Origin of the sequence: Olivibacter sitiensis DSM 17696 (genome assembly GCF_000427965.1) — a bacterium.
In the GTDB taxonomy this organism is placed as follows: domain Bacteria; phylum Bacteroidota; class Bacteroidia; order Sphingobacteriales; family Sphingobacteriaceae; genus Olivibacter; species Olivibacter sitiensis.
The window spans coordinates 52554-78272 of the sequence record NZ_ATZA01000018.1 but is presented as its reverse complement, the minus strand read 5'-3'; the positions used below and the strand labels follow the sequence as shown (position 1 = coordinate 78272).

19 protein-coding genes are annotated in these 25719 nt (G+C 46.9%); 5 read left to right on the top strand and 14 right to left on the bottom strand.

The annotated features are described in order from the left end of the window. Window positions 1–59 precede the first annotated feature (59 nt). Entirely contained in the window at window positions 60–341 is a 282-nt protein-coding gene (rpsO, locus tag A37S_RS0111285) for a 30S ribosomal protein S15 (protein ID WP_028297071.1), read from the bottom strand. 337 nt (window positions 342–678) lie between these two features. Between rpsO and A37S_RS0111280 the strand changes: the two genes are divergently transcribed. Beyond that, window positions 679–2010, top strand: coding sequence for a TolC family protein (locus tag A37S_RS0111280; RefSeq protein WP_211229775.1), 1332 nt, complete (start codon window positions 679–681; stop codon window positions 2008–2010). Window positions 2011–2071: 61 nt separating this feature from the next. Here A37S_RS0111280 and A37S_RS0111275 read toward each other — a convergent pair whose 3' ends face one another. The 3 genes from A37S_RS0111275 to A37S_RS0111265 form a co-directional block, all read right to left on the bottom strand. Then, window positions 2072–2482, bottom strand: coding sequence for an EVE domain-containing protein (locus A37S_RS0111275; protein ID WP_028297069.1), 411 nt, complete (start codon window positions 2480–2482; stop codon window positions 2072–2074). A gap of 192 nt (window positions 2483–2674) precedes the next feature. Beyond that, complete coding sequence (locus A37S_RS0111270) at window positions 2675–3172, bottom strand: FKBP-type peptidyl-prolyl cis-trans isomerase (protein WP_028297068.1); 498 nt, start codon at window positions 3170–3172, stop codon at window positions 2675–2677. 41 nt (window positions 3173–3213) lie between these two features. Further along, the gene (locus A37S_RS0111265) at window positions 3214–5217 is read right to left on the bottom strand and encodes a thioredoxin domain-containing protein (RefSeq protein WP_028297067.1); all 2004 of its coding nucleotides are present in this window, start codon (window positions 5215–5217) and stop codon (window positions 3214–3216) included. A 43-nt stretch (window positions 5218–5260) separates the two neighbouring features. Between A37S_RS0111265 and A37S_RS0111260 the strand changes: the two genes are divergently transcribed. The 3 genes from A37S_RS0111260 (at window position 5261) to A37S_RS26665 (ending at window position 7920) form a co-directional block, all read left to right on the top strand. Next, window positions 5261–6361: a mandelate racemase/muconate lactonizing enzyme family protein gene (locus A37S_RS0111260; protein WP_028297066.1), complete on the top strand. Its 1101-nt coding sequence runs from the start codon at window positions 5261–5263 to the stop codon at window positions 6359–6361. 64 nt (window positions 6362–6425) lie between these two features. Continuing rightward, the gene (locus A37S_RS0111255) at window positions 6426–7688 is read left to right on the top strand and encodes a WG repeat-containing protein (RefSeq protein ID WP_028297065.1); all 1263 of its coding nucleotides are present in this window, start codon (window positions 6426–6428) and stop codon (window positions 7686–7688) included. Between the two features lie 109 nt (window positions 7689–7797). Then, entirely contained in the window at window positions 7798–7920 is a 123-nt protein-coding gene (locus A37S_RS26665; RefSeq protein ID WP_084163869.1) for a 30S ribosomal protein THX, read from the top strand. Window positions 7921–8008: 88 nt separating this feature from the next. Here A37S_RS26665 and A37S_RS0111245 read toward each other — a convergent pair whose 3' ends face one another. The 8 genes from A37S_RS0111245 to A37S_RS0111210 all read right to left on the bottom strand — a co-directional run bounded on the left by A37S_RS0111245 (window position 8009) and on the right by A37S_RS0111210 (window position 20912). Beyond that, window positions 8009–9529 carry an amidohydrolase family protein gene (locus tag A37S_RS0111245; RefSeq protein WP_211229774.1) on the bottom strand — a complete coding sequence of 507 codons (1521 nt, stop codon included), beginning with the start codon at window positions 9527–9529 and terminating at the stop codon, window positions 8009–8011. 70 nt (window positions 9530–9599) lie between these two features. Beyond that, window positions 9600–11111: a S10 family peptidase gene (locus A37S_RS0111240; RefSeq protein WP_028297063.1), complete on the bottom strand. Its 1512-nt coding sequence runs from the start codon at window positions 11109–11111 to the stop codon at window positions 9600–9602. A 6-nt stretch (window positions 11112–11117) separates the two neighbouring features. Further along, window positions 11118–12614 carry a S10 family peptidase gene (locus A37S_RS0111235; RefSeq protein WP_028297062.1) on the bottom strand — a complete coding sequence of 499 codons (1497 nt, stop codon included), beginning with the start codon at window positions 12612–12614 and terminating at the stop codon, window positions 11118–11120. A 27-nt stretch (window positions 12615–12641) separates the two neighbouring features. Further along, on the bottom strand, window positions 12642–14147 hold the full coding sequence (locus A37S_RS0111230) for a S10 family peptidase (protein WP_211229773.1): 1506 nt from the start codon (window positions 14145–14147) through the stop codon (window positions 12642–12644). 58 nt (window positions 14148–14205) lie between these two features. Next, window positions 14206–15594, bottom strand: a complete 1389-nt coding sequence (locus A37S_RS0111225) for a RagB/SusD family nutrient uptake outer membrane protein (protein ID WP_036602289.1) — start codon at window positions 15592–15594, stop codon at window positions 14206–14208. A gap of 11 nt (window positions 15595–15605) precedes the next feature. Continuing rightward, on the bottom strand, window positions 15606–19010 hold the full coding sequence (locus tag A37S_RS0111220; RefSeq protein WP_211229772.1) for a TonB-dependent receptor: 3405 nt from the start codon (window positions 19008–19010) through the stop codon (window positions 15606–15608). 126 nt (window positions 19011–19136) lie between these two features. Further along, window positions 19137–20318, bottom strand: a complete 1182-nt coding sequence (locus A37S_RS24465; protein WP_051293042.1) for a FecR family protein — start codon at window positions 20316–20318, stop codon at window positions 19137–19139. 51 nt (window positions 20319–20369) lie between these two features. Beyond that, window positions 20370–20912, bottom strand: coding sequence for an RNA polymerase sigma-70 factor (locus A37S_RS0111210; RefSeq protein ID WP_028297058.1), 543 nt, complete (start codon window positions 20910–20912; stop codon window positions 20370–20372). A 265-nt stretch (window positions 20913–21177) separates the two neighbouring features. Between A37S_RS0111210 and A37S_RS0111205 the strand changes: the two genes are divergently transcribed. Continuing rightward, the gene (locus A37S_RS0111205) at window positions 21178–24366 is read left to right on the top strand and encodes a TonB-dependent receptor (protein WP_028297057.1); all 3189 of its coding nucleotides are present in this window, start codon (window positions 21178–21180) and stop codon (window positions 24364–24366) included. Between the two features lie 91 nt (window positions 24367–24457). Here A37S_RS0111205 and A37S_RS27985 read toward each other — a convergent pair whose 3' ends face one another. Both A37S_RS27985 and A37S_RS24460 read right to left on the bottom strand, forming a co-directional pair. After that, window positions 24458–24820, bottom strand: coding sequence for a hypothetical protein (locus A37S_RS27985; protein WP_245586360.1), 363 nt, complete (start codon window positions 24818–24820; stop codon window positions 24458–24460). 15 nt (window positions 24821–24835) lie between these two features. Next, window positions 24836–25699 carry an alkaline phosphatase family protein gene (locus A37S_RS24460; RefSeq protein ID WP_245586359.1) on the bottom strand — a complete coding sequence of 288 codons (864 nt, stop codon included), beginning with the start codon at window positions 25697–25699 and terminating at the stop codon, window positions 24836–24838. Window positions 25700–25719: the final 20 nt, after the last annotated feature.

Genomic DNA, 25719 nt, shown 5'->3' with positions numbered 1-25719 from the left:
TAAATAAAAAAAGCCATCCGCTAGCTTAAGGGGATGGCTTTTTTGGTCTTTAAAATTTATTATTGTTTTATAATATCTCTTAAACCCAGTGCTTTGATAATAGCACGATATCTTTCGATATCATTTTTGTACAGATATGCTAGCAACGCGCGACGCTTACCTACCAATTTTTGAAGTGACAACTGTGTGCCAAAGTCCTTGCGGTTTTTCTTCAAGTGTTCTGTCAAATGGGCAATGCGCTTGGTAAACAAGGCTACCTGTCCTTCTGCGGAGCCCGTATTGGTGGCACTTCCTGCAAATTCAGCAAAAATATCTGCTTTGTACTCTTTACTTAAATACATTACGTGAATAATATTAAAGCGTTAAACAAAATGATTAATTGGCCGCAAAGGTAAGACTTTGAAAGCTAAGGTACAAGACTTTTCCATAAAATGTGAGATATGAGACCAAAGCTGGTGTCTTGCGACTCGATACGAACAAGCAGCAACAACCAATCAATGGCCAATAAACTTATAAACCACCCGCTGATCAACTAATGTGTCCGATAACGAACACCTTTGACCGAAAATGAACGGCCAGACAAAAATGCCAAAAACATAACGCACTAAAAAGCAATAAGATATATTTTTGGCGCAGGCTATGCTAATATGGAAAACAAGAAAAATGAGCATATATAACATGAATAGTCTGAAATCTATCTGTATTGTCTTTTTAATAATGGTTCAAGGTTGCCGCGTATTGGCACAGGAGCAAAGTACCCCGTTACCCCAAAAACTCAATCTGGAACAATGTATCGAAATAGCATTAGAACAAAATGCCGACGCTCGCAATGCCGAAATTAACACCAGTCTTACCAAGATTGACCATAGCGAAGCCAAGGCAAACCTTCTGCCCAGCATAAGCGGAGGAGCTAGCCATTCTTTCAACTACGGAAGAAATATCAATCCCGTAACCAACGTATACGAGAACTTTACTACCAGCGCCGGCGGTTACAGCCTAGGTGCATCACTCCTATTATTTAACGGGCTAAACAACCTGAGAGCTATACGGCGACAAGCATTTGCCTACAAGGCTGCTCAATTTACCGAGCAAAGCGTAAAGGACAACCTGACAATGGACGTCATATTGGCCTATTTACAAGTGATGAACAGCCAAGATGTATTGAAGCAAAATGAACAGCGATTGAACGTCACCTTAAAGCAGCTCGATCGGACCAAGGTACTGCTAGACGAAGGAAATACCAAGCCAGACGAGTATTATGACCTGCAAGGACAGGCCGAAGGCGAAAAGGCCGACATACTCACTACCAAAAACACCTTAGTATCAAACAAAGTAAACCTATTCAGGTTGCTAAATATGCCCTACGATGAGAATGCCACATTTGAGGAAATAAACGTACAAGCCTATAACGAAAATGAGAATATTGATGACAAACAATTGTATGAATTAGCAAGTAATTCCTTGGGCACCATCAAAGCAGGCACCTACAGTCGTCAAAGCGCCCTGTATAACTATAAAGCGGCAAAGTCTCTATATTTTCCGAGCTTCTCCCTAGAAGGCGGTCAAAACTCTAATTATCTGGTACAAGACAATAATACGATAGGCGGGCAACTTAGGAACAACATCGGAAGGTATATAGGCTTCAGTATGAGAATACCTATTACCGGCACCATCTTCACCAGACAGAATGTTTCGCGCGCAAAACTTGCACTTAAATCGGCCGAAATAGACCTTGAAAATGCAAAAAATGGTCTACATCAAGCCACCATAGAAGTACTGAATAATCTCAAGACGGCAAAAGAAAGATACATCAATATCAAACAACAGAGTGATGCTTACAGAGAGTCATTTCGCATAGCCCAGCTTCGCTTCGAATTGGGAGACATCAACTCGGTGGAGTTTCTACAGCAAAAAAACAAACTGGACAATGCTAACATCAGCTTGGTCATCGCCGGTTACGAATGGATCCTACGCCAACGCATCGCCGACTACTATGCTGGAAAGCGATAGTAGTTGTTGGTTTGGGTAGCACTTAACCTAGACTTTTCTATGTTAAGTGCTACTAATAATGCTATTCACCGCTTCCCAATGCGACGATACGATCAAACTCGGCAGCCTTCAAGGGCATTACGGAAAGCCTACCTTGGCGCACCAGGGCGATGTCCTGAAGCTGCTTGTCGGCCTTGATGGTTTCCAATGATACCGGATGCTTCAAGGTTTCTACTGGAGCTATATCCACCACTACCCAACGCTCGTCATCGGTAGTAGGATCCTGGTAGTATTCTTTCACCACTTTAGCTATGCCCACCACTTCCTTACCTTCATTGCTGTGGTAGAAAAGTACCAGATCGCCCTTTTTCATATCCTTCAGGTTGTTGCGCGCCTGATAATTGCGCACCCCATCCCAAAAAGTCTGTTTGTCTTTCAATAGTTGATCCCAACTGTACTTGAACGGTTCTGACTTGACTAAAAAATAATTCATTGTTCAAAGTAAAAAATAAAAAGTAAAAATTCAAAAACCGTAGTGCAACGGAAGCTCCGAAAATATTCAGGATAAAAAAAGGCTCTAAGCATACCTTCATAACGAAAATATATATGCTTAAAGCCAATTTTTATATCAGTTTTACGTAGCAAGGCAAACTCACAACTGGCAACTGATAACATACAACTTTACTTAGTGTCCGGCATGGCCATCTATGCCATGTGCATGGCCGTGGGAGAGTTCATCTTCGGTGGCTTCCCTCACTTCCAGCACCTCTATTTCGAAGTGCAGGTTTTTTCCGGCCATGGGGTGATTCAAATCTACACCAATGGCTTCTGGGCTTACTTCAAGTACTTTTGCCCTGAATTGGTTGCCTTGGTTGTCCTGCAAGGGAAGGATATCGCCCACTTGTGGCAAACCGGCTTCCTTGAACATATCGGCAGGTAAGGTAGCCACGGCTTGGTCGTCGCGCTCGCCATAGCCATCGGCAGCTTCCAATTCAAAATCCACCTTATCGCCTTTTGAAAGGCCACTGATATTTTCCTCAAACTTGGGCAGCATCAGTCCCGCGCCATATAAAAAAACCAGTGGGTTTGCGCTATTCGCTTCTTCTACAAATTCCTTTTTACCGCCATCTACGGTGTGCAACTTGTAAGTTAGTGCAACCACGCTGTTAGGTACAATATTCATGTCAAATTAAAATTTGTGGAAATGATCCATTCACTTCCGGGTTAAAAAAATCTTTTCAGCGCCTCGTCAATATTTTGAACGGGCAAACTGCATGTTTTGTTGCGACAAATATAAAAGGCATCCCTTTCCGTTATTCGTCCTTGCAATAGTGGTAAGTTTTCCTCTTGTCCACCTAGCACCAGCTTATGAGGTATATAATATGTATCCAAGGCAATCCTATGCTCCATAGCATGAGGGCCGGTAATAGCTATCTCGTTGAAACCTACAACCTCTTCCATCAACCTGATGCACCAATTGGAATAGGCCGAGCCGTAACTCTTCATTTGCGGCACCATATTGGCCAAAAGCTGATCGGCGATATTTATGTACTCGTTTTCATCAAAAAACAAGCCCAACTTGTGCAATTGCCGTGCCATGATGGAATTGGACGCTGGAATGACATTGTCCAACAACTCCGCCTTGCGCGCTATAAGCTGTTCGGAAGAAGCCGAAGTATAGTAAAATACTCCACGCTCACCGTCATAGAACTCCTCTATACTCTCCTCTGCCCATTCCCTAGCTTTATACAGCCATTTCGGCTCAAACGTAGCTTCGTACAAAGCTATAAATAATTCTATTACAAACGCATAGTCATCATGAAATGCCCTTATAATGGATGTATTATAAGTAGGTTGGTGAAGCAATTTCCCATTGGAATCCACTAAGTATTTTTCTATAAAGGCAGCATTTTGCTTGGCTATATCGAGGTATTCCTCTATGCCAAATACACGATAGGCATCCACAAAAGCCTTGGCCATCATGGCATTCCATGAGGTGAGCAACTTATTGTCCAGACCGGGTCTAACGCGCTGATTTCTATAAGACAACAACTTGTTTTTTGTTCTTGAAAGATAGTCTTCCCATTCCTGGGCACCGAAACCAGCCTCATCTGCCAAACTGTCAGCATTCCACATCACTTTCAATACATTCACCTCCTCTTCGGCCCAGTTTCCATCATCCGTCACGCTGAAATAATGCTTGAAAAGCGGGGCATCGTCACCAAGGACCTCATCAAACTCATGGGCATCAAAAGTATAAAATTTACCTTCCACCCCTTCGCTATCGGCATCCAAGGCACAGTAAAATCCTCCTTCGGAGTTTCGCATTTCGCGCTTCGCCCATGCCAGTGTTTCGCTTACTACACGCTTGTACAGTGGATCCTTATTTTGCTGATAGGCCTCGGCATATAGGCTTACCAGCTGTGCATTGTCGTACAGCATTTTTTCAAAATGAGGCACATGCCAGGCCGCATCTACCGAATAGCGAGCAAAACCGCCCCCTATCTGATCGTATATTCCTCCGAATGCCATTTTCCGCAAGGTGAAATGTACGTGGTCCAGCACTTCTTCATCGGCCAATAGCACGCCATAGCGCAATAGGAACAGCCAGTTGTTGGGCAAAGGAAACTTTGGAGCTCGTTTGTATCCTCCCTCCTCTTTGTCAAAATGTTTTTTCCAAGGTTCCACGATGGCTTCGAGATCGGCCCTAGTGTAGCGCTCCGGAATGGAGCTAATGGGCAGCGTATCGCTCTGCGCCATGCCGTCCATGAGCCGCTCCGCGTAGTCGTAGGCCACTTCCGGCCGCTGCTGCCACATGGTGGCAAGTTGTTGCAATATATTCATCCAGTCGGCCTTGCGAAAATAGGTCCCCCCGTATATTGGTCGTCCGTCGGGCAAGCAAATACAGTTCAACGGCCAGCCACCGCTATCGGTCATCAGCTGTACGGCTGCCATATACACTTGGTCCACATCCGGGCGCTCTTCCCTGTCCACCTTGATGGACACAAAATGGGCATTCATTAATGCCGCTACCTCCTCGTCCTCAAAACTCTCTCGCTCCATTACGTGGCACCAGTGGCAGGCCGAATAGCCAATGCTGACGATGATGAGTTTATTGGCTTCTTGGGCTCCTTGCAAGACCTTTTGCCCCCACGGCTTCCAATGTACAGGATTGTGTTGGTGCTGCAGCAGGTATGGCGAGCTTTCCTTTGATAATTCATTTGACATAGGTGGATAAAAGTAGTAATTTGCCCGCGTAAATCAGCACAACATGCAGATAATTAAAACAGAAATTTACCGTTTCAGTATTCCCATGGAGCCTTTTGCCATTGCCACGGGCATCATGGACTATGCGCAGAACACGTTGATCAAGATATATACGGATAGCGGCCTGATCGGTATTGGCGAGTGTTCGGCCTTTCCCATGATCGTGGGTGAGACCCAAGAGACCTGCCTAGTACTAGCAAGAGACTTTGCAAAAATATGGAAAGGCAAAAACCCATTGGCCTTAGAAGAGCGCTTGGCAGAACTGGACGGCTACATCGCGAGGAACACCACCATCAAAAGTGCCTTTGACATGGCTCTTTATGACATCGCAGCCAAACATGCCAACCAACCGTTGTATCGTTTCTTGGGCGGCACTCCAAAGCCCATAGAAAGCGACATCACGGTAGGCATTGGCACGCCGGAGGGAATGGCCACCAAAGCATCTTCTTTCAAACAAAATGGTGCGTCGGTCATAAAAGTAAAACTGGGAAAAAAGCCTGAGGAGGATGTCGACCGCATCGCTGCCATACGTAACGCTATTGGTATGGACATCGCCCTTCGCATCGACGCTAATCAAGGCTGGAGCTATGCCGATGCCATTATTGCCCTGCGTGGGCTGGAGAAATATGAGATACAGTTTTGCGAGCAGCCTATGCGCACTTACAATGACTATCTACTTCCGCGTTTATTGGAAGAAACCAGCATTCCCATCATGGCAGACGAAAGCTGTTATGACCACCACGATGCCGAGAGGCTCATTGCCAATGAGTCTTGCGATTCCATCAACATCAAGCTGGCCAAGTCTGGCGGTCTACGTGAAGCTTTACGCATCCACGAGGTAGCCTCAGCCCACAAAATCCCTTGCATGATAGGCGGCATGCTGGAAAGCCGGGTAGCGCTCACAGCGAAGGTTCATTTTGCCTATGCCTGCCCCGGGGTGATCTATTATGACATGGACACTTGCCTTATAGGGCACCTACAGGATCCCGTAATTGGAGGAGTACAGTTTAAAGGCTATCATGTGAGCATACCAGAAGATGCCATAGGCATAGGCGTGGATGTGGAGGGAAACTTCCTGTCTGCCTGCGAGCGATGGGAGATTTGAGAAAGCAATAAAATAGCCAAAAACCACTATTTCGAAAAAGGGTAGAAAATGGTATTCTTGCAGCATGAAAATGTTAACCAGTTATTTCTCGTATCGCCAGCATATACTATTTCTAGTTAGTATAGCTTTATTTTCAATTGTCTTCACAGCCAGGGGACAGAGCAAGAACGGTACAAAGGCGTGGATAATAGAATATCAGATGGATATGCGTCCCGCTACGAACGGAATGAGCGAAAGCGACTCAAGCGCCATGGCCATGATGGAGCTTGCCCAAGCTATGATGGGCGCAGACAGTGGCAAAACAATCCTTAAGGCTTATGCCACACCAGATCATCAGCGAATAGAGCAGGCTGGATTGGCAGACTACACGCAGATAACTCATTGGGCAGACAGCTCGTCCTACATCATCTATCCAGCGTCCCAATCGGCTTATCGCGTACCGATAGCCAGTCCCGCGATCCAAAGTGAATTACAAGGCGACAGCCTGATCACAATGAGTAGCGACGACGGTCAATTGGTACTGGACGGACAGACCAAGCAGATAGCGGGTATCTCCTGCAAAAAGGCCACCTTACGTTTTCAGGCTGGCGATGCCCAACAAGACCTCGTCATTTGGTACGCTCCTGCTTTACCCAAATTGGTATGGGGCGAATACAATTACCTGGATCGTATACCCGGTATGGCCCTAGGCATCGGTACCCTGACCAACGGCATGGAAATAGGCATTCAAGCCAAAACAGTAAAAGAAGAACTGGTAGACGATAGCCTCTTCACCGTGCCCGAAGAGTGGCTTACAGACGAAAATGCCGATTTCGAAGATGCCGGGGAAGATGACTATGCTCTGGCTCCCGGTTACCAATGGACAGACAATGGCACTCTGTGGGGCGTATCGGATGATGAAGGAAAGGAATTGATACCACCAACATATACAGACACCTATGGATTCTTCGCCGGATTGGCCGCGGTATCGATCGCCGACAAATTTGGTGTAATAAATAAGCAGGGCAAAGAAATCATTCCCGTTGAGTACGATGGGATCTTCGTTGCTGCAGAAGATCGCATTTGGGCTCAGATAGGCGATCGCTACGCACTAATAGATACTACTAACAGGAAACTGACCAAAGCGCTTTTTGAGGAAGAATCTTTGTTTACGTACGATTTGGCATTTGCACTAAAAGATGGTAAATATGGCTTTTTGAACAAGGATGGAACAACGGTTATCCCTTTTCAGTATGACGAAGCCGAAATGTTTATGGCTGATAAAGCCAAGGTGCGTGTTGGCACGCGCAGTTTCTTTATCGACAGGAACGGAAAAGAGCTAAAGTAGTATTACAACAAACAAACAGCCCATTTGCAAATCCCGCTCACAATTTCTAACTTAGCTTTCTTTAGTCGTTTATTGTTTCATTCACATCTTAAGAAAGGAGTCAATTCGTATGGGAAAAGGAGATAAAAAAACCAAGAGAGGAAAGATTGTCAATGGTTCTTACGGCAAAAGAAGACCCAAGGACAAGAAAAAGCAAAAGACAGGCGAAGAGCTTCTGGCAGAACAGAAATAATAAATAAGGCCCCAAAAGGGGCCTTATTTATTATCACAAAAGGTGCAAGACATTAAACCAGTCGGTCAAATATGATTTAAATCTACGCTCAATCGACATCTCCAGGTTGTTTTATCACGTACTGATCCGATTGCTTGGCTTGCGACACGATGTTTTCGACATCTGCCAACAGTTTCTTCGCGTCATATATGATGCCATCCTTTATGGTGTACTTCACACCCCCTACCCGCACCACTCGATTGTCTTCGGTAACCCGAATAGCACCGGTACCATATAGGGTTTGCAAATTGGCTAGAGGATTTTCCTCAGCGATGACAAAATCGGCCAATTTCCCCACCTCTACTGAACCAATATCGCTCTCCATACCGGCCAACTGTGCGCCATTGAGCGTGGCAGCCTGAATCACTTCAAGCGGGTGAAATCCGGCTTCGCGCAGCAGTTCCAACTCGCGAACATAGGAGAACCCATACAGGGCATAGATAAATCCGGCATCGGTACCCACCGTTACTCGTCCTCCTCTATTCTTATATTCATTAAGGAAAGTCATCCAGAGCCGATAGTTTTCCTTCCAATTCAGTTCTTGCTCCGTTCCCCACGAAAACCAATAGGATCCATGAGCCTGTCTGTTAGGCTTATAAAATTCCCAAAGGGACGGAAGGGTATATTTCTCATGCCATTCCGCCCGACGTGCACGCATGAGATCCCTACTTGCCTCATATATTACCAAGGTGGGAGAAAGCGTAAAATCCAGACCAATAAGTTCATCCATCACCTTATTCCAGTGCGCTGAAAAGGGTGCCGCAGCCTGTTTCCACAGTTGGCCCGCCTCGCCAAAACGATCTTGTTCGTTCTGGTAGTTATAGTCCAGGGAATAATCCTGCACTTTACGATCTTGGAACAAAGCTTCCGGGAGACCGTATTGATGTTCCATCGAGTTGAGTCCAGCCCGTGCACTGTGCAGCACATTCCACCCGCCTACGTAGGTTTGCGAATGGTGCGCCTTGGATCGCAAGCCAAGACGTTTATTCTCCTTGATGGCAGTTTCCATTATCTGGGGTTCGGCACCAAAAAATTTAATCCCATCTGCGCCTTTTTGCGCATTTTGCCTTACCCAGTCAAGCGTCTGCTGCTCCGTGCTGATGGGCTGACTGGCTCCCATACCGAAACGTGTATAGGCCAATATTCTGGGTGCGGTAATCTCGTTGGCCTCACTTTGGCGCTTGTGCTTCAACACCCAATCCAAACCGTTCATTGACCCCGCTTCCAGTACCGTTGTCACACCATGGGCCAGCCATAACTTGAAAACATACTCGGCCATAGGCGCTTGCGAACCGCCTATATGTACATGGGTATCCACAAAACCGGGGAGCAAGAACATGCCTTCTGCCTGAAGCTCTTTCCCACCTTCCTTCAAGACTGGCCGCCGTCTAGCGTCTATCGGCACTCCTGGAGCGCCCACCGTCACCACTTGGCTGATTCTATTTCCCTCCACGACGATATCCACCGGGCCGATGGGCGGTGCTAAGGTGCCATTGATGAGGGTTACTCCTCGAATAATCAACTGTGACCAAGGGCCGTCGCCTTCGGCCCGGGCAGGTGCATCCTGCATTTTTGTCTGTGCCGTCAGAACATATGCCGAACAACAACAGCATAGTAGTAACAATGCTACGATACAACGTCTATTTACCATTGGTTTCCTCCTTTCGCGTATACATGGCTGGTTGCCCATCTTTAGGAATGGTTCTTCTGATAAAGTCCCTAAGATCTTCATTCGCGGTCTTCAGATCCTCTTTTCTTAAATACATCATATGTCCACTCCTGTAGCCTTTCCACTCCATTCTGTCTTTTAGTTTACCGCTGGGATCCAGCTGCCACAAGTTATACTGTGCATTGAAATAGTCAGTGGCACCATCGTAATACCCGGACTGCACCATCACATGCAAATAGGGGTTCATCGCCATGGCCTTACGCAAACTTTCACCCGTTTGGTTTTCCAGGTCGAAACGATTCCAAGAAGCATGTCCAGAAACATAATACTCCACATCGGTCTTGTAATTGAGGTAATTCTCCATATAGTAGCCATTGGCTGGAGCAAATACATGCTCCCAAGAGGTATTTTCGGGAGAATAGTCGGGCCTATCGCCCGCATTTTTCCGGTCTATCCCCAAATACCTAGAATCCAATCGTCCTATGGTGAATCCCTCGCTCCGCAAAAGTTCCTTCCAGAAAAATGCCATAGGTACCGCAAGGTTATGATCGAGGATAGACTGCTCATCAATACCCATATACCTCGAAAGCTGCTTGGCTACAGCTGTTTTTTTGTCGGCCGCTACAAATCCTCCCCGTACAAGCACTGGTATCAGCGAATCTACGGTATATTTTTCCACCTGTGGCAGCAAATCCAGCAAGTCTAAGCTTTGCAGATCATTTGGCAATTTCTTATGGTACCAAGCGGTAGCTGCATAATAGGGCAACAGATTGCCATCGCCCACTGGGCCATAGCGCCATATGCCCAAGGTACCAGGCGATACCAAGACCACACCATTCACATACATCCAATGCTTGGCCTGTAGCTCATATGCCAATCCAGACACCCTATACGTTCCATAACTTTCACCAATAAGGTATTTAGGAGAAATCCATCTGTTATGGCGCCGTACGAAAGTCGATATCCAACTGGCCAAATAGCGTAAATCATTGTTAATGCCCAGAAATTGGCTCAAGGCGGCACCGTTCAAAGGTCTGGAATAACCCGTATTCACCGGCTCCACATAGACTAAGTCTGTCTCATCCAATAAGGAATATGGATTGTCCTCAATGCCATAAGGCTGGATGGGAAAGCCCTCATCATCTATCTTTGCCCGATGGGGCCCCGTATATCCCAAGCGCATCCACAATGCCCCCGCTCCTGGGCCGCCATTAAATGATATTGCCAGCGGCCTCGTTGCCCTATTGCTCACATCATCCCTATAATAATAGGTATAAAAGACACTGGCAATGACTTTTCCCGAATCGTCCCATACAGGCTGCGTACCGGCCACCGCGGTAAATTTAATCATCTTGCCATTGATGACTACCTCGTGCTTGGTCGTCACAGCGGTATCTGGGTTAATGCGTTGACGACCCTGGGTCAGTAAGCACAGGGAACAGGCAGCAATTAGGAAAGTCAGCCGTAAACCAATTTTTCTCATCGTCCTTTATTTCTTGTTGTCCATTGCATATTTTGCAGGCACCCCTTTCCCTGGAATAGTCCGTGCGATGAAATCCCGAAGGTCTTCATTTGCCGTCTTCAGGTCTTCCTTTCTCAGGTACATCATGTGCCCGCTTCGGTATCCCTTCCAATCCATCCTCGACTGCAACTTGCCGCCCGGATCCATTTGCCATAAATTGTACTTTGCGTTGAAATAATCGCAAGCACCATCGTAATAACCTGACTGAACGAGTACATGGAGATAGGGGTTTTGCGCCATGGCTTGCCTCAGGTTCATGCCCGTCTTATCGTTTGATCTGTCCCAAGGCTGCACGGGACCAAACATGTAATATTTCAGGTCGGTATTGAACTTCAGCTCCTTTTTGTAGTAGTGGTGAATGGCAGGCGTGAAGGAGTGCAACCAGGACGTCAATTCAGCAGCATAGTCTGGACGCTCACCCCCATCTTTTTGATCGATGCCCAGATAGCGGGAGTCAAGGCGCCCAACGGTGAAGCCTTTGTCCCGGAGCAGCTCTTTCCAGAAGAAAGAGGTCTCCACATCCAAGTTTTGCTGCAAAATCACCTTACTTGATAGGCCCGAGTAACGGGACATTTTCTCGGCCACCGCCTGGCGTTCCGCAGGGCTAAGGCTACCTCCCCTTGCTAAAGCAGGCATCAATTCGTTAAGCGCAAAGGCCTCCACTTCGGGCAACATTTCCGTCAAGTCCTTTTGCTGCAAATCGTTGGGCTGCGCCTTATGAAACCAAGCGGTGGCAGCAAAGTAAGGCCAGCGAAGAGCCTTTGCCGCAGGACCTCCCCTGTCGAGCCCAAGCCCAGTGGGCGAGACTAGAATTACCCCATTAAGGTACATCCATTGGGCATTCTGCAACTCCAAAGCCAGGCCCGACACGCGCGTGGTACCGTAGCTCTCACCTATAAGGTATTTTGGAGACGGCCACCTATCTTCCCTAGACACAAAGGTGTTTATCCACTCGGCCAAGTACTTGATATCGGCATTGGTGCCAAAGAAAGTTGATTTATCTCCCTTAGGATCTGTCATGCGGGAATATCCAGTGTTTACAGGGTCTATATAAACAATGTCCGCCACATCCAGCAAGGAATAAGGGTTTTCCTGAAAACCATAGGGTTGTACCGGATAACCTTCGTCATCAATATTAAGAAGCCTGGGGCCTGTGTAAGCCATCTGCATCCATACGGAGGCCGTTCCCGGGCCGCCATTGAAAGAAATGAGCAAAGGCCTGGTGTCTCTATCCGCTATTCCCTTGCGCTGGTAATAAATATAATGGACTGAAGCTATGGCATTCCCTTGCTCATCCCATACCGGTTGCGCCCCGGCCTTTGCCGTATAACCAAATCGAACACCCTTAACGGTCACTTCATGCTCCGTAACAACAAGGGTATCTGCCCAAATCTTTCTCTGCGCCCAACCATGGCTAAGCGAAACTATCGTGCAACAGATGCACAAAAACATATTTCTAATCATCACAACATCAATTTTAATGAAACATCCCTAATTGCCAACCGTGTATTTGGCTGCCTGGCCTTGTGCTGGAATGGTTGCCTTTATAAATTCCCTTAGGTCTTCATTGGCGGTGATGAGGTCCTCGTGGCGCAGGTACATCATATGGCCGCTGCGATAACCCTTCCATTTCATGCGAGGCTTCAACTTGCCACTTGGATCGAGGTTCCAGAGGTTATACTGTGCGTTAAAATAATCGCAGGCGCCATCGTAGTAGCCCGATTGCACAAATACGTGCATAAAGGGATTCATGGCCATCGCCTGGCGTAGATCGTCGCCAGAAGTCTCCACTTGTTCCCCTTCCCTAGGCCATGGCCTGGTATTGCCGGCCACCAAGTATTCCACATCGGTATGGTAGTTGAGCACATTGGTATAATAATAATTGTTTGCGGGCGTGAAGATGTGCTGCCAAGTCGTGTTTTCCGGAGCATAGTCGGGTTTGTCTCCGGCATTGATCTTGTCTATTCCCAGGTACCTGGAATCCAGACGACCTACCGTATAGCCTTCTTTTCTCAAAAGCTCTTTCCAAAAGAATTGCATGGGTACGTCGAGATTGTAATCCAGGACTTCCAGCGCCCCTATACCCATATAGGTAGCCATCTGCTCGGCCACCTTTCTTTTCTCTGCGGCATCCAGAAAGCCTCCTTTGGCGATTGCTGGCAGAAGGCTGTTGATAGTATATTGCTCGACCTCCGGCAATATCTCCGTCAAGTCTTTTTGCTGCAAGGCTGCCGGTAGCTTTTTGTGGTACCAGGCCACGGCCGTATAATAGGGCAGCCTATTGGCTGCGGCTACCGGGCCATCGCGCTTAATGCCCAAGCCCGTGGGCGACACGAGCACCACACCGTTGATATACATCCAGTGCCTACTTTGAAGCTCCAAGGCCAAACCGGAAACCCTCGTGGTGCCATAGCTCTCGCCAATAAGGTATTTAGGCGAAGCCCACTTATTCTTCCGAGTAACGAAGTGTGACAGCCACTTTGCCAGGTATTGGATATCATTCTTCACGCCGAAAAATGTTTCTGCGGGCACATCGCCCAGGGGTCTCGAATAGCCTGTATTGACCGGCTCCACATAGACAATATCGGCCACATCCAAAAGGGAATAGGGATTTTCTTCCACACCGTAAGGCTGTATGGGGAAGCCTTCATCGTCTATCTTGATACGATGTGGGCCGGTATAGCCCAAGCGCATCCAAAGCGCTCCAGCTCCGGGACCGCCGTTGAAAGAAATCACCAAAGGTCTTTTATCGTCCTTGGGCAAGTCCGTACGCTCATAGTAAGTAAAGAACAAACCCGCCTTCACTTTTCCCTTATCGTCCCAAACGGGCTGCGTGCCGGTAGTAGCACGAAATTTCACAGGCTTTCCTTTGATAGTCGTTTGGTGATCGGTTGTCACCGTCGAGTCGGGATTAAAGGAAATTGATTGTGCATTTATCTCTTTTGGAGAAAAGATAAGTATGTATACCGCCAAAGGCAACCATTTCATCTGTTTCATCTTGGTTCTTAAAATTAAACAACTATTAAACAAGCAATTGTACAAAATGGAATAAGGACTATCTATAAGCTTCATTTTGTTCCATATTTGGATTTGCATTGATTTCTACCGAAGGAATCGGCATCACCTGCCTACCAGCGTTTGGCAACGAATAGCTGGGTTGACTACCGGTAGTGCGCACAATATTTTGGAAGACTTGCATGCCTAGGCCTTTACGAATAACGTCAAACCAACGTTGCCCTTCTCCAACAAATTCCAACCTCCGCTCATTCAGAATAGCCTCCACTATTTGCCCAGCGCCCGAGGCATTGGAAGGCTGTACCCCTGCACGCGTACGCACGGCGTTCAAATCTGCCAATGCACCCGTTAGATTACCCTGCTCAGCCCTTGCCTCGGCCCGGATGAGGTATTGTTCCGCAAGCCTCAAAAGCTGAAAATTATTGGCATTTTGTGCATCACTCCATTTGGTTACATAATACGTTCTGTTGACTGGATGCTGTGCCAAAAACTGAGAACGTACGTCTTCTGGATCGGATATAACCACCTCATAAGTAGCTGCATGCAATGCCGTTCCACCTCTTCCTCCTAGCGTAGAAGGAAAATACCAGTTGCGTAAGCCCATGCCGTCTGTATTGTTAAACTGTAGCTCAAATAAGCTTTCTTCCGAATTATCGGTGGTAAAAATGGAGGCAAATGGCACATTCAGACCCTTTCCCGCAATAGCATCGGTTGCATACTGTTCTGCTTGCGCCCATTGTTGATTATATAAATAGTAGCGAGCCAATAATGCCCTAGCGGCGGGCTTCGTAGCCTTCGCCTTTGACAAGGCGCTGGAAGACCTGTTTTCTGGTAGCAGCTGTAAGGCCTGCAACAGGTCGGACTCGACCTGTGCATATGTTTCTGCTAGCGAACTGCGCGGTCTCAAATCTTCGTCGCTTATACCGATCGATGGCTGAAGGACAATCACAACACCTAGATTGCCATATACGTTGGGATATCCACCGAAAAGCCTCGCAAGATCAAAATAGGCCAGCCCTCTTATCCAATAAGCCTGCCCCATCATGTCGTCTTTGTTTGCTTGGGCAATATCCATTTGAGGGACATTCACTATTACGTTATTGGCGATATCGATGCATCGGTAGATGGACGTGTACAAATCTTCTACTTCGGAATTGTCCACGCTCCAGTCAAATTGATCGGCAGCAATCAACGCATCCCAAGAGTCTGTTTGCTGCGACATGTCCGATGCCACATCGGTGATCACCTGCATTCGCCACATATATGGTGTTTGCAGGTTATTGTACATACCATTGACGACTCCTTCAGCACTATTTAGATTAGAAAATGCTTGATTGACGGATATTTGTGAAACAGGTTCCACATCCAAGATGCTGTCGCAACTTACCAGTGCCAACAGCCCAAGTCCCATTATCGTTATTTTTTTCATGTTCGGCAATATTAAAATGTTAAATTGAACCCTGCTAACCAAAGCCTTGGTTGAGGCAACACCCCTTGGTCTATCCCTTGCGTAAGCGCACTGCCACCTACCGACACTTCCGGGTCAAGTCCACTATATTTGGTAAAAGTGAGCACGTTCTGACCCGAAACATAGAACCGCACTTGACTTGCACCTATCTTCTTGACTACATCTCCCTGCAAGGTATAACCCAAACTAATATTTTTCAACCTCAGGTAAGAGGCATCTTCGATATGGCGAGAAGGCCTGAAATTGGTATTGTAGTTTACACTGGCCATTCTTGGGATATCGGTAATATCTCCGGGGTTTTGCCACCTATCCAGTTGTTGCGACATAAAGCCATAGATCTGCGTGCCACCGTGTTCCATAAAATACCGGTTGTAATTGAACACATAGTTCCCATAGCTAAATTGCAAGAACGTACTGAGGTCGAAGTTCTTATAACTGAAGTTATTGGACAGCCCCCCCTGAAAATCGGGCCATATTGTCTTATCGGATATAAAGCGATCGGTGTTTACGTTAAACACATCGTCGTCACCTGTATTCCAAATGATATTACCCGTTTGCGGGTCTACACCAAGTTGTTCGTGCACATAAAAGGATCCCAGGGGATAACCTTCTTCTATACGCACATAATCTCTTGTGAACTGATTAAAGGGCGAAGCGAGTTTCTTGACCATATTGTTGTTTCTCGATACATTGAGGCCAATATCCCAGCTAAACTCCTCTTTTTTAATCGCCTTTGCATTGATGCCAAACTCAAAGCCCTTATTCTCAATCTCTCCGTAATTTTGCAAGATGGAGCTATAGCCTGTGAAACGTGGTACCGGTACCGCTAGCAAGAGGTCTTTAGTTTGTTTATTGTAATAGTCGAAAGAAAGACTCAGCCTGTCATGAAATAATCCCATATCGAAGCCCAAGTTGAGTTGGGCCGTAGTTTCCCATTTCAGGTCTGGATTGGCCAGCTGCACAGGGCTCAAACCAGGGTATTCTCCATATGCTGCAGAGGCTCCTGAACCAGGCGTGACGCCACCGCCTCCCCGATAGCCACCTTGCTGTCCACCCCACAAGCCCAGGGAAGCATAGTTACCTATTCCGCTCTGATTGCCGGTAACTCCGTAGCTTGCTCTCCATTTAAACATGGATATCGTTGAAATCGACTTCATAAAATCCTCGTCGGACATCACCCATCCGGCAGAGGCGGAGGGGAACATTCCCCAGCGGTGGTTTGCTCCAAAGCGCGACGAACCGTCGTACCTCAAATTGATGCTGAGCAGGTATTTTTGCTTGATGTCGTAGTTAAGTCTACCGAATACCGAGGCAATGGCCCACTCACTCTCGTCTCCGCTGGAGTTTCGTGTGGCGGCAGAGGATATCTGACGGAAACTGTCACTTGGAAACCCTTGTCCCGTAGCCGTGGTGAAGTTATTGCGGTTTTTCTGGAAAGTAGTTCCCGCAAGCGCGTCAAAGTGGTGTACCTCATTGACCGAAAATCTGTAGCTCAAGATATTTTCGTTTATCCAGTTAAAGTCGTTTACTACGCTGCTGCTGCCCGATCCACCCACTGCTGCTCCGGCCACCATCTTGGTATTGGAGTAATTTTGTTCTTTCACGTAGCTGTTGTCCAAACTCCATGTAGTACGAAACACCAAATTCTTAACGATGGTCCAGTCGGCAAAGAAATTTCCAATGATGCGTGTGTTGTCCATTAGGTAGTCAGTCTCATTGACGATAGCCAGTGGACTCTCCCACAGGTATTTGTTATAAGATCCATCTTCGTTATATGCAGGTACATTTGATGGATAAAAGAAGGCATTGGCCAATGCCGAGCTAGTACTATTGCCATTTTGGATCCGGTTCCTTCGGCTATTGGAATAAAAGAAACTGGTACCGAACTTCAGCTTATCGGAAGCCGAAAAATCCAAGTTGGTCCTAAACGATCTCCGTTTAAAATTCACCAGTTTCATGATGCCATCTTGATCAAAATTATTGGCCGACACCATGTAGCGTATGCGTTCGTTACCCCCCGAAATAGAGGCATCAATATTGTATACGGGACCTTTTTGCATGATATAGTCTAGCCAATTGGTATTGATGGCATTTGCGGGATCTGCGTAAGGCGCCGAGTAGGCATTGCCCGCTGCGTCCAAGGCCTCGAGGCTGCCGTAGCGATCTATCCAGTTGTTGGCACTGGCCTCATTCCGCAATAATTCGGTGGTAGGGCCATCCACTCTTAATTCACTCGGGTCTCTCCATGCTTCGGATATCCCGCCATAAGAAGAAATGACTATGGTAGCCTTGCCGGACTTTCCTCTTTTGGTTGTAATCAATACCACGCCATTGGCCGCACGTGCACCGTATATGGCCGTAGCAGCGGCATCTTTCAGTATTTCCATGGATTCGATATCGGAGGGATTTAAGTCGGCCAAGGCATTGGTGGGCTGTCCGAAAGATGTTCTCGCCAGATTGTCCGCCATAATTGGAACGCCGTCAATCACGTAGAGCGGTTCCGAACTGGCATTTATGGACGTGCTACCCCGCACGCGTACCAGTATACCGCCACCGGGCTCACCCGAAGCGGCAGTAACCTGAACGCCAGGTGCCCTACCCTGCAGCATTTGGTCGGGGCTAGGCATCGGAACATCTTTTAGTTGTTCGGCCGATACGCTCGTTATCGCACTTGTGACGGTTTTCCTGCTCTGTTCACCATATCCCACAATGACCACCTCACTCAACAGCGCATCATCTTCTGCCAGTTCTATATTAAGATCTCCACTTTCACTTACTTCCAGCTCTTTCGTCTTGAAACCGATATAAGAGACGGTCAAGATAGATCCTTTGGGAACAGCCAGCCTAAACTTACCTGTCGCATCCGTCTTTGTTCCCCTACCACTCATTCCCTTGATATTTACAGTGGCTTGCGACAACACCTCGCCCGCAGTACTTCGCACCGTTCCGGTCACTATGATTTCTTGTTGCTTATAAGGCTCTTCCGAAGCGGTTTCTCCTCCCATTTTCTCCGTTAAGGAAATGGAAATCGTGTTGGAAAAGATCTTATACTGAAAGCCTTGCACGGAAGCAATCTTTCTTAATATATCCTCCACATCAGCGTCCTTTACATGGATACTCATGGGTTTAGCCTGACGGACTATCTCGCTCTTGTATAGAAAACGGTAGCTTGTTTGTCGGCTAATTTGTTCAAAGAACCACTCAATGGGTTTATTTTGCGCGGAAATGCTGATTTTCTGCGCTCTGCTTTCTGCATGCACCAACATGATCGTCATCAAAAACAATACTAGGTTGATCTTCATGGCCAAGTACATGGCACGTCCATCCACTTTATGCAACAAAGTGGATGTCTTGTTGCCAAATAAAAAGTAATGCATAAATTTGCGGTATTAAGGTTAATAACGAGAACTACATTTTTCACATTAGTCTTAAGTATCGGGAGTGCTGCCAACACTCCCGTTTTTTTTTACTCGTTCACGTGGGGTGGGTATTGTGATTTTCTTTCATTGTGATTTTAATGTTTTATATGGTTGTTTATAAGAAACGCTAATAGTACTGTTGCCAGCATCAATATTAAATTTGGCGCCGCTTGCAAAAGCCAGCATTTCCAGTGCTTGTGATAATTTTTCCTGCCTGGAGATACTTCCTGAATACTGTTCGCTGAAATCTACTGGCCCCTCGTAGGCCACCTGTACGTCATACCAATTGGCGAGTTGATCCATGATCACATTGAGGTCGTCATCATGAAAATAGAACTCGCCATTCTTCCAGGCTATGGCTTTATATACATCGGCTTTTGCCACCTTGAATTTCCCATTTTGAAAACTGGCCTCCTCACCTGGTTTCAGTAGCTGCTGCTCATTCTTCGTGCTTAATTTTATAGCGCCATCTACCAAGGTAGCCTTCAAATGTTTAAAGGTATTTACGTTGAACTTGGTTCCCAACACTTCAATGTTCGTGCCTCCCACCTGTACGAAAAAGGGTGCCTTAACGTTGGGAGCCACGTCGAAATAAGCTTCGCCCTTTAGCTGTACCTCTCGCCTGTCGCCACTAAACGCAACCGGAAAAACCAACTCGGACATGGAATTCATGACTACGCTTGTGCCGTCAGATAGTGTAATGCTATACATGCCCCCTTTGGGAACTATCAGGGTATGGTAAAGCGGTTCCACCGCAGGTTGTGCGGATTCGTAATTTAATCTTTCGTTGTCCGTTTTAATGTGAACACCGTTTTTTTCCCTGATGTCGCCATGCGTGTCACCCAGTTGCACCGTACTTCCATCGGACAGTTTCAAAGTAGCCTTGGAGCTACCTGGCAGAATATCCACTCCTCCTTTTAGAAAAACCATGTTACTCTCGGTATAGGTATCGGTACGAGGCTGAAATAGGCCTATGAAATACAGCAATAGCACACTGGCTGCTACGGGCAATGAATAGTACAAGGCTCGCAAGCGTCTTTTCCTCTTTCTTGCACGCTGCTGTATATCCCATGCCTTATCTGTAGAAAGGCTCCGCATATAGGATAAATCCGCCAAAGAAGTAGCGCCTTTAAAGCTATCCATCAACTTTCTATTGGATTCGTCCGCTTCCAACCAAACATTCAGCTGCTCTTCTTCTACTGGAGACAATTCCTTTTTCAGGAAACGGGTTATGCGTTTAGCAATATGATATAGTTCTGGCTTCATCTACTATAAAGAAACCAACAAAAGGATTTAGGGTGACAAAAATTTTAAAAATTATCGCTCTTGTAATAAAGAAAGTAAAATAAGGAAAAAACCGGGATCCAGTTTCGTTCTTAAAATGCGAAGACCTCGCTGCTTTTGGGTTTTAATGGTATTTACGCTCACGCCCAAACGTTCCGCCACTTCAGCATTATTTAAACCTTCGAGGTATCCTAGGCGAAAAACTTCTTGACAAGCATGCGGCATCGTATCTACGATGCGGCAAACTTCGGCCAGCACTTCCGACCGAATAATCTTCTCCATGATCAGCGGCTCCTCTTGCTCGCTGATAGGTGTCCTGTCCAAGTAGCGGTCTACCACTTTTGCTCGCCTATACAGGTTCAGGCAGCTATTTTTTACCGTGGTATACAAAAAATTTTTTATAGCAATGTCGCTGTCCGAAATAGTTGACCGCTTTTCCCACAGCACAAGGAACGCATCTTGTACCACATCTTCTACATCAGTCTTACCTCCCGTCAATTGCCACGCAAAATGGCAGAGTCTGGGATAGTATCTCTTAAACAATTGTTCAGATCGCTCACTGTAGTAATTTTTCATCTAAAAATTATCTAGGTCAGAAATTTCATCATGCCCCTATAATTATATAGACTAATTGGTAAAGACAAATATTGGCAATAGAACTGAATTTTGCAAATGTTTTTCTGCTGGCACCTCACAATTAGGAACCGCCCATTCTGTCACCTATGTGTGAATGGCTATGGCATGCGCTTCTATCTTAAATTAATATAAGGATAACAATCAAGCCCATTTATCTTAACACAGCGATTATAATTTTACACTATTTAACAGTGAACAGAAAAATATGAAAAAACTATTTACAGCATTTCTACTGGTAGCATTTCAGTTTATCGCGGTTATTACGACTCCACTGGTGGCACAAACTACCCAAGCATCCATCTCGGGCAAGGTTGTGGACGACAGCGGAAGCCCTATACAGGGAGCTTCCGTACAGATACGGAACGAATCGACAGGCTTCAACACAAAGACTTCCACCAGTTCCAGTGGCGATTATACTTTTAAGGAACTTCCTTTGGGAGGGCCATATACGGTACGGGTGGCCTTCATCGGCTATAGCGAACAGGTACGCACGGGATATAGGCTCAATCAGGGAGATGTTGTACGGGTAGACATCAACATGCACGAGACTGCCCAAAGTCTCGATGCCGTGATAGTGACCGCCGATGGATTGAAAAACAAAATAGAAAACATAGGCGCCGCAACGGCTATCTCTGCCAAAGACATCACGCAACTTCCTGTAAATGGCAGAAACTTTACCTCGCTGATGGAGCTGTCACCGCTTAGCAGTGGTACTAATCTGTCCGGCCAATTGGGATCGTCCACAAATTTCACCATAGATGGGATGACGGCGAAGAACCCCACCTCGGCAGGCTCGACCACCAGTCGCAGCGGCGCGCCCTACTCCATATCCATCGAGGCCGTGCGCGAGTTTAAGGTAGTGACCAATCAATATGACGTGACCTACGGCAGAGCAGGCGGAGGTACGGTAAGTGCTGTAACCAAATCGGGAACCAATACCCTCAGCGGCAGTGCCTGGACCTATGCCCGGGCAGATTGGCTTTCTAGCCCCTATGACATTCGAGGCAACCGCAGGGACAATGAGTTCTCTACCTACCAATACGGCTTCACACTGGGCGGCCCCATCATCAAGGACAAGTTGCACTACTTTGTGGCCTGGGATCACCAACGTGACGCCAGACCACTCATCATTGCCGATATCCAATCTGCCACGGACGAAAGCCGTTTTAATATTACCAGAGCTACGTTGGATGAATTTGTGAATATCGGCCGTTCGGAATATGGATTGGGCAATGGACCACAATATGGAACGTTTGACAAAAGGCGCGGATCGGATGCTGCTTTCTTGCGTATCGACTGGCAAATCGACGATAGGAATCTATTGACGATACGCGACAATTTCACCAGCGATCGCAATAAGCTGGGACTAGGTGACAATACCACGATCAACCTGTACGAATCGTATGGCAATGACAAGAACGTGGACAACAGCCTATTGGCTACGTTGCGTACTTCCCTCAACCCCAAACTCACTAATGAACTGAAGGTGCAGCATCTGTACACCTATCAGAAAAGTAGCCCTGGGGATGAGTTGCCAGCGGCAAATATCCCACGCGCTATAGTCGAAAACATCGTTTCCCAAATAGACGGCGCGTCACGATCGACTAACATCCAGTTAGGGGGGCATCGCTTTGCGCAAGAAGGTTTCACCAACAATGTGATCCAATTGATAGACAATCTCTATTATAGCACGGACAAAGTCAATTATACCTTTGGCGTAGATGTCATGTACACGCATGCCAATTCCACCTACGGCAGTGAGGTAAACGGTCGTTTTCATTTCAATAATAGTGGCGGCTTTACTTCTTTGGAGAATTTTCAAAACAAAACACCCTATGCCTATTACCGAGAAGTGCCTTTGGTGGCAGACCCAAGTGTCAAAGCAGGTATACTCAATGCCGGTCTTTACGGCCAGATGCAAAGCAAACTGGGCAAAGGCCTTGATATGACCGCTGGACTTCGTCTCGACTACGGCCATTACCCAAAATCGCCTTTGAATGAATTGCTCTACGATGAATTGGGCGTCCGCACAGATCACGGGCTAAAATCCTTTGTGATACAGCCTCGCCTGCAACTCTCTTGGGATATCAATGAGCAGCATAGCGATTACATCCGTCTTGGAGCCGGTATATTCGCCTCCGATATCAACAACTACATTACCATCAACAACCTCACTTTCGATGGAAAGCACCTGGCCACGGTCGACGTAAGGGGCAATGACGTGCCAACACCCAATTTTGTAGGCTACCGCAACGATCCTTCCACCATTCCCACCATGGAGCAATTTCAGCTACCCACCATCAACACTTATGGGCCGGATGTAAAGATCCCCGTGATATACAAAGCCAACCTATCGTACACCAAGTTTATCTCGGACAGGTTGAAAGTAGGTATCACGGGCTTCGCTACCCTTGGTAGGAACAATTACATGTATGTAGACCGTAATATGGCCGCTACACCATTCTTTACCCTTAGCAACGAAGGAGGAAGAGGAGTTTTTGTCCCTGCCGAATCTATGCCAGCCAACGGCGCTGCCGACTGGAAAGAGGGACGTATCAGCCAGCGTTTTGGCCGTGTGCTAGAACTTAACAGCGAAGGCAAGGTGAATCAATATGCCGTAGTAGTAGATGGAACTTATCAATATTTCAGGGATGGTGCCATCACCGTGAGTTACACGTGGAATGACACGAAAGACAATACCTCGTTCAACGGCAATGTGGCCAACAGTGCCACCCTTTCCCTTCCGGTAAGGGATGATCCGCGTGATCTGAGCCAGATGAACTATTCGAACAATCATTTCCGGAACAAGGTGGTATTTTTTGGTACGCTTCCTACCCTCAGTGGTTTCAGCATAGGTATCAGGTACTCGGGTATAGGCGGCACACGCTATAGTTTATTGTCTGGTGGCAATACCAATGGCGATTTTGTGGCGGGAACCAACGACCTCGCCTTTATCTTCGACAGAAACGACGCGAGTACGCCAGCCAATATTGTATCGGGCTTGCAAGCACTTCTCGACAATCCAGAGGCCAGTCAAAGCTTAAAAGATTATATCATCCAGTACAGCGGTCAAATTGCAGAGCGCAATGGTGGTATCAACGGCTTCTATGGCATCGTGGATCTGCGCGTCACCAAGAAGTTCTATGTGCATAAGACGCACAACATAGAGCTTTCCGTAGATATATTCAACGTGGCCAATCTCTTCAAAAGATCTTGGGGAGTCAATGAATCCCTGGGCAATCAGGCACTTTACGCCTTAGGTGTTCCTGCCGAAGACCTACCCAATTTCGACACGGCCAATCGCAGGTTTAACTACCGTGTCAACAACTCGGGCATTGTCAACCCCTCGGGCAATCCATATCAGTTCCAGCTGGGGCTGCGCTATGGATTTTAAAGGTTAAGAGGAAAGATACTGGGGTTGTCTTCTACATTTGTCTTTGACAAAGATAGGAGACAACCTCTTTTCTTTAAATTCAATTTATGCCTCACTTCACAATTACCCAGCGATTCACCGTATTGTGTGGACCTTCGAGTACCAGCTTGTAAAAAGAAGATGGCCACTCCTTGACGGAAACAACGGCATGCTTATCCTTTAAAGGGAAGGTACCTAGCGGCTGGTATTCGTCCTTTCCGCCCTCTTTGATCTTGTTGGTCGTACTCAGGTAAATCTTCACTTCTCCCTCTTGCTCCAAGGGTATCCAAGTAATATCCAGCTTATCTTGGAAATGATGGGCTTGGGGGCTGGCCAAGGAAACCGGCCCAAAGAGGGCAATCCCATCCAATTCTCTCTGGTTCCCCTGCGGAATCTGCATATTCAGAAAACGGGCTATCGTGGGCAATATATCCACAGCAGCGGGGTAGAGCTATAGCGAATAGGCGTTCTCTAAAACCTTGTTGCTGGCTATCCATCCCGAGCGCTGCCTGTACGACTGCCCACCGTGGTATTTACCTGTCTTTTCATCACGCCCATGATCGGTTGTTACGATCAACAACCACTCTTCGCCATGCTCTTTCTCCCTTTTGTCGATAGCTGCAAGCAGTTTCCCTATCTGCCCATCCATACGGGCGATGGCATCGGCATACTGGGGGCTATCTCCGTACATATGCCCCATATCGTCGGTATACTCCAGGTACACCCAGCTTAGATCGGGCGCGTCTTTTTCGATGGTCTGAGCGGCACGTGCCACTACCGCCTCGTCTATTTGTGACATAAATTGCCGTTCCTTGTCGTGCGGATAATTTAGGGTGTCCAACTCCAGTCCATCAAAGGCATAGTCCATTTTTATACCGCCGGTCTGTGGCAGCCCCTCTCCTATCAGTTTGGTGCGGTTGTCTTCCCAGCTGGAAAATACACCAATCTTTCCGTCGGGAAAACTATCCCTGAACAACCGGAAGATAGTGGGATAGTTATAGTTTGGTGCCTTTATGTCGTTGTCCGGTACGTTGTGCTTGTTGTACCAGACGCCGGTGAGCACATTGTTGTACCCCACGGCAGATATGGTGGGCGACTCGGAATATCCGTCCTTCTCGCCACCTTGATAGGCCCTATAGTAACTGCCTTGTTGGATCAAACGCCTCAAATTGGGTACGGGTTGCCCTTCCAACGCATCGGCCGATATGCCGTCGGCAATGACAAATACCACTTTCTTGTCCGACTGGGCTTTTAGGGACTGTGCAGCAAAAAAGAATACCGTACAGGTCAATAGCAAGCATTTTCTTATTTTCATCACTCGATAAAATTAATGCT

What these genes read in the sequence shown, in the direction of transcription:
- rpsO (WP_028297071.1), bottom strand. Translation starts at nt 341, where the DNA reads ATGTATTTAAGTAAAGAGTACAAAGCAGATATTTTTGCTGAATTTGCA.
- A37S_RS0111280 (WP_211229775.1), top strand. Translation starts at nt 679, where the DNA reads ATGAATAGTCTGAAATCTATCTGTATTGTCTTTTTAATAATGGTTCAA.
- A37S_RS0111275 (WP_028297069.1), bottom strand. Translation starts at nt 2,482, where the DNA reads ATGAATTATTTTTTAGTCAAGTCAGAACCGTTCAAGTACAGTTGGGAT.
- A37S_RS0111270 (WP_028297068.1), bottom strand. Translation starts at nt 3,172, where the DNA reads ATGAATATTGTACCTAACAGCGTGGTTGCACTAACTTACAAGTTGCAC.
- A37S_RS0111265 (WP_028297067.1), bottom strand. Translation starts at nt 5,217, where the DNA reads ATGTCAAATGAATTATCAAAGGAAAGCTCGCCATACCTGCTGCAGCAC.
- A37S_RS0111260 (WP_028297066.1), top strand. Translation starts at nt 5,261, where the DNA reads ATGCAGATAATTAAAACAGAAATTTACCGTTTCAGTATTCCCATGGAG.
- A37S_RS0111255 (WP_028297065.1), top strand. Translation starts at nt 6,426, where the DNA reads ATGAAAATGTTAACCAGTTATTTCTCGTATCGCCAGCATATACTATTT.
- A37S_RS26665 (WP_084163869.1), top strand. Translation starts at nt 7,798, where the DNA reads ATGGGAAAAGGAGATAAAAAAACCAAGAGAGGAAAGATTGTCAATGGT.
- A37S_RS0111245 (WP_211229774.1), bottom strand. Translation starts at nt 9,529, where the DNA reads ATGCAGGATGCACCTGCCCGGGCCGAAGGCGACGGCCCTTGGTCACAG.
- A37S_RS0111240 (WP_028297063.1), bottom strand. Translation starts at nt 11,111, where the DNA reads ATGAGAAAAATTGGTTTACGGCTGACTTTCCTAATTGCTGCCTGTTCC.
- A37S_RS0111235 (WP_028297062.1), bottom strand. Translation starts at nt 12,614, where the DNA reads ATGATTAGAAATATGTTTTTGTGCATCTGTTGCACGATAGTTTCGCTT.
- A37S_RS0111230 (WP_211229773.1), bottom strand. Translation starts at nt 14,147, where the DNA reads ATGAAACAGATGAAATGGTTGCCTTTGGCGGTATACATACTTATCTTT.
- A37S_RS0111225 (WP_036602289.1), bottom strand. Translation starts at nt 15,594, where the DNA reads ATGAAAAAAATAACGATAATGGGACTTGGGCTGTTGGCACTGGTAAGT.
- A37S_RS0111220 (WP_211229772.1), bottom strand. Translation starts at nt 19,010, where the DNA reads ATGCATTACTTTTTATTTGGCAACAAGACATCCACTTTGTTGCATAAA.
- A37S_RS24465 (WP_051293042.1), bottom strand. Translation starts at nt 20,318, where the DNA reads ATGAAGCCAGAACTATATCATATTGCTAAACGCATAACCCGTTTCCTG.
- A37S_RS0111210 (WP_028297058.1), bottom strand. Translation starts at nt 20,912, where the DNA reads ATGAAAAATTACTACAGTGAGCGATCTGAACAATTGTTTAAGAGATAC.
- A37S_RS0111205 (WP_028297057.1), top strand. Translation starts at nt 21,178, where the DNA reads ATGAAAAAACTATTTACAGCATTTCTACTGGTAGCATTTCAGTTTATC.
- A37S_RS24460 (WP_245586359.1), bottom strand. Translation starts at nt 25,699, where the DNA reads ATGAAAATAAGAAAATGCTTGCTATTGACCTGTACGGTATTCTTTTTT.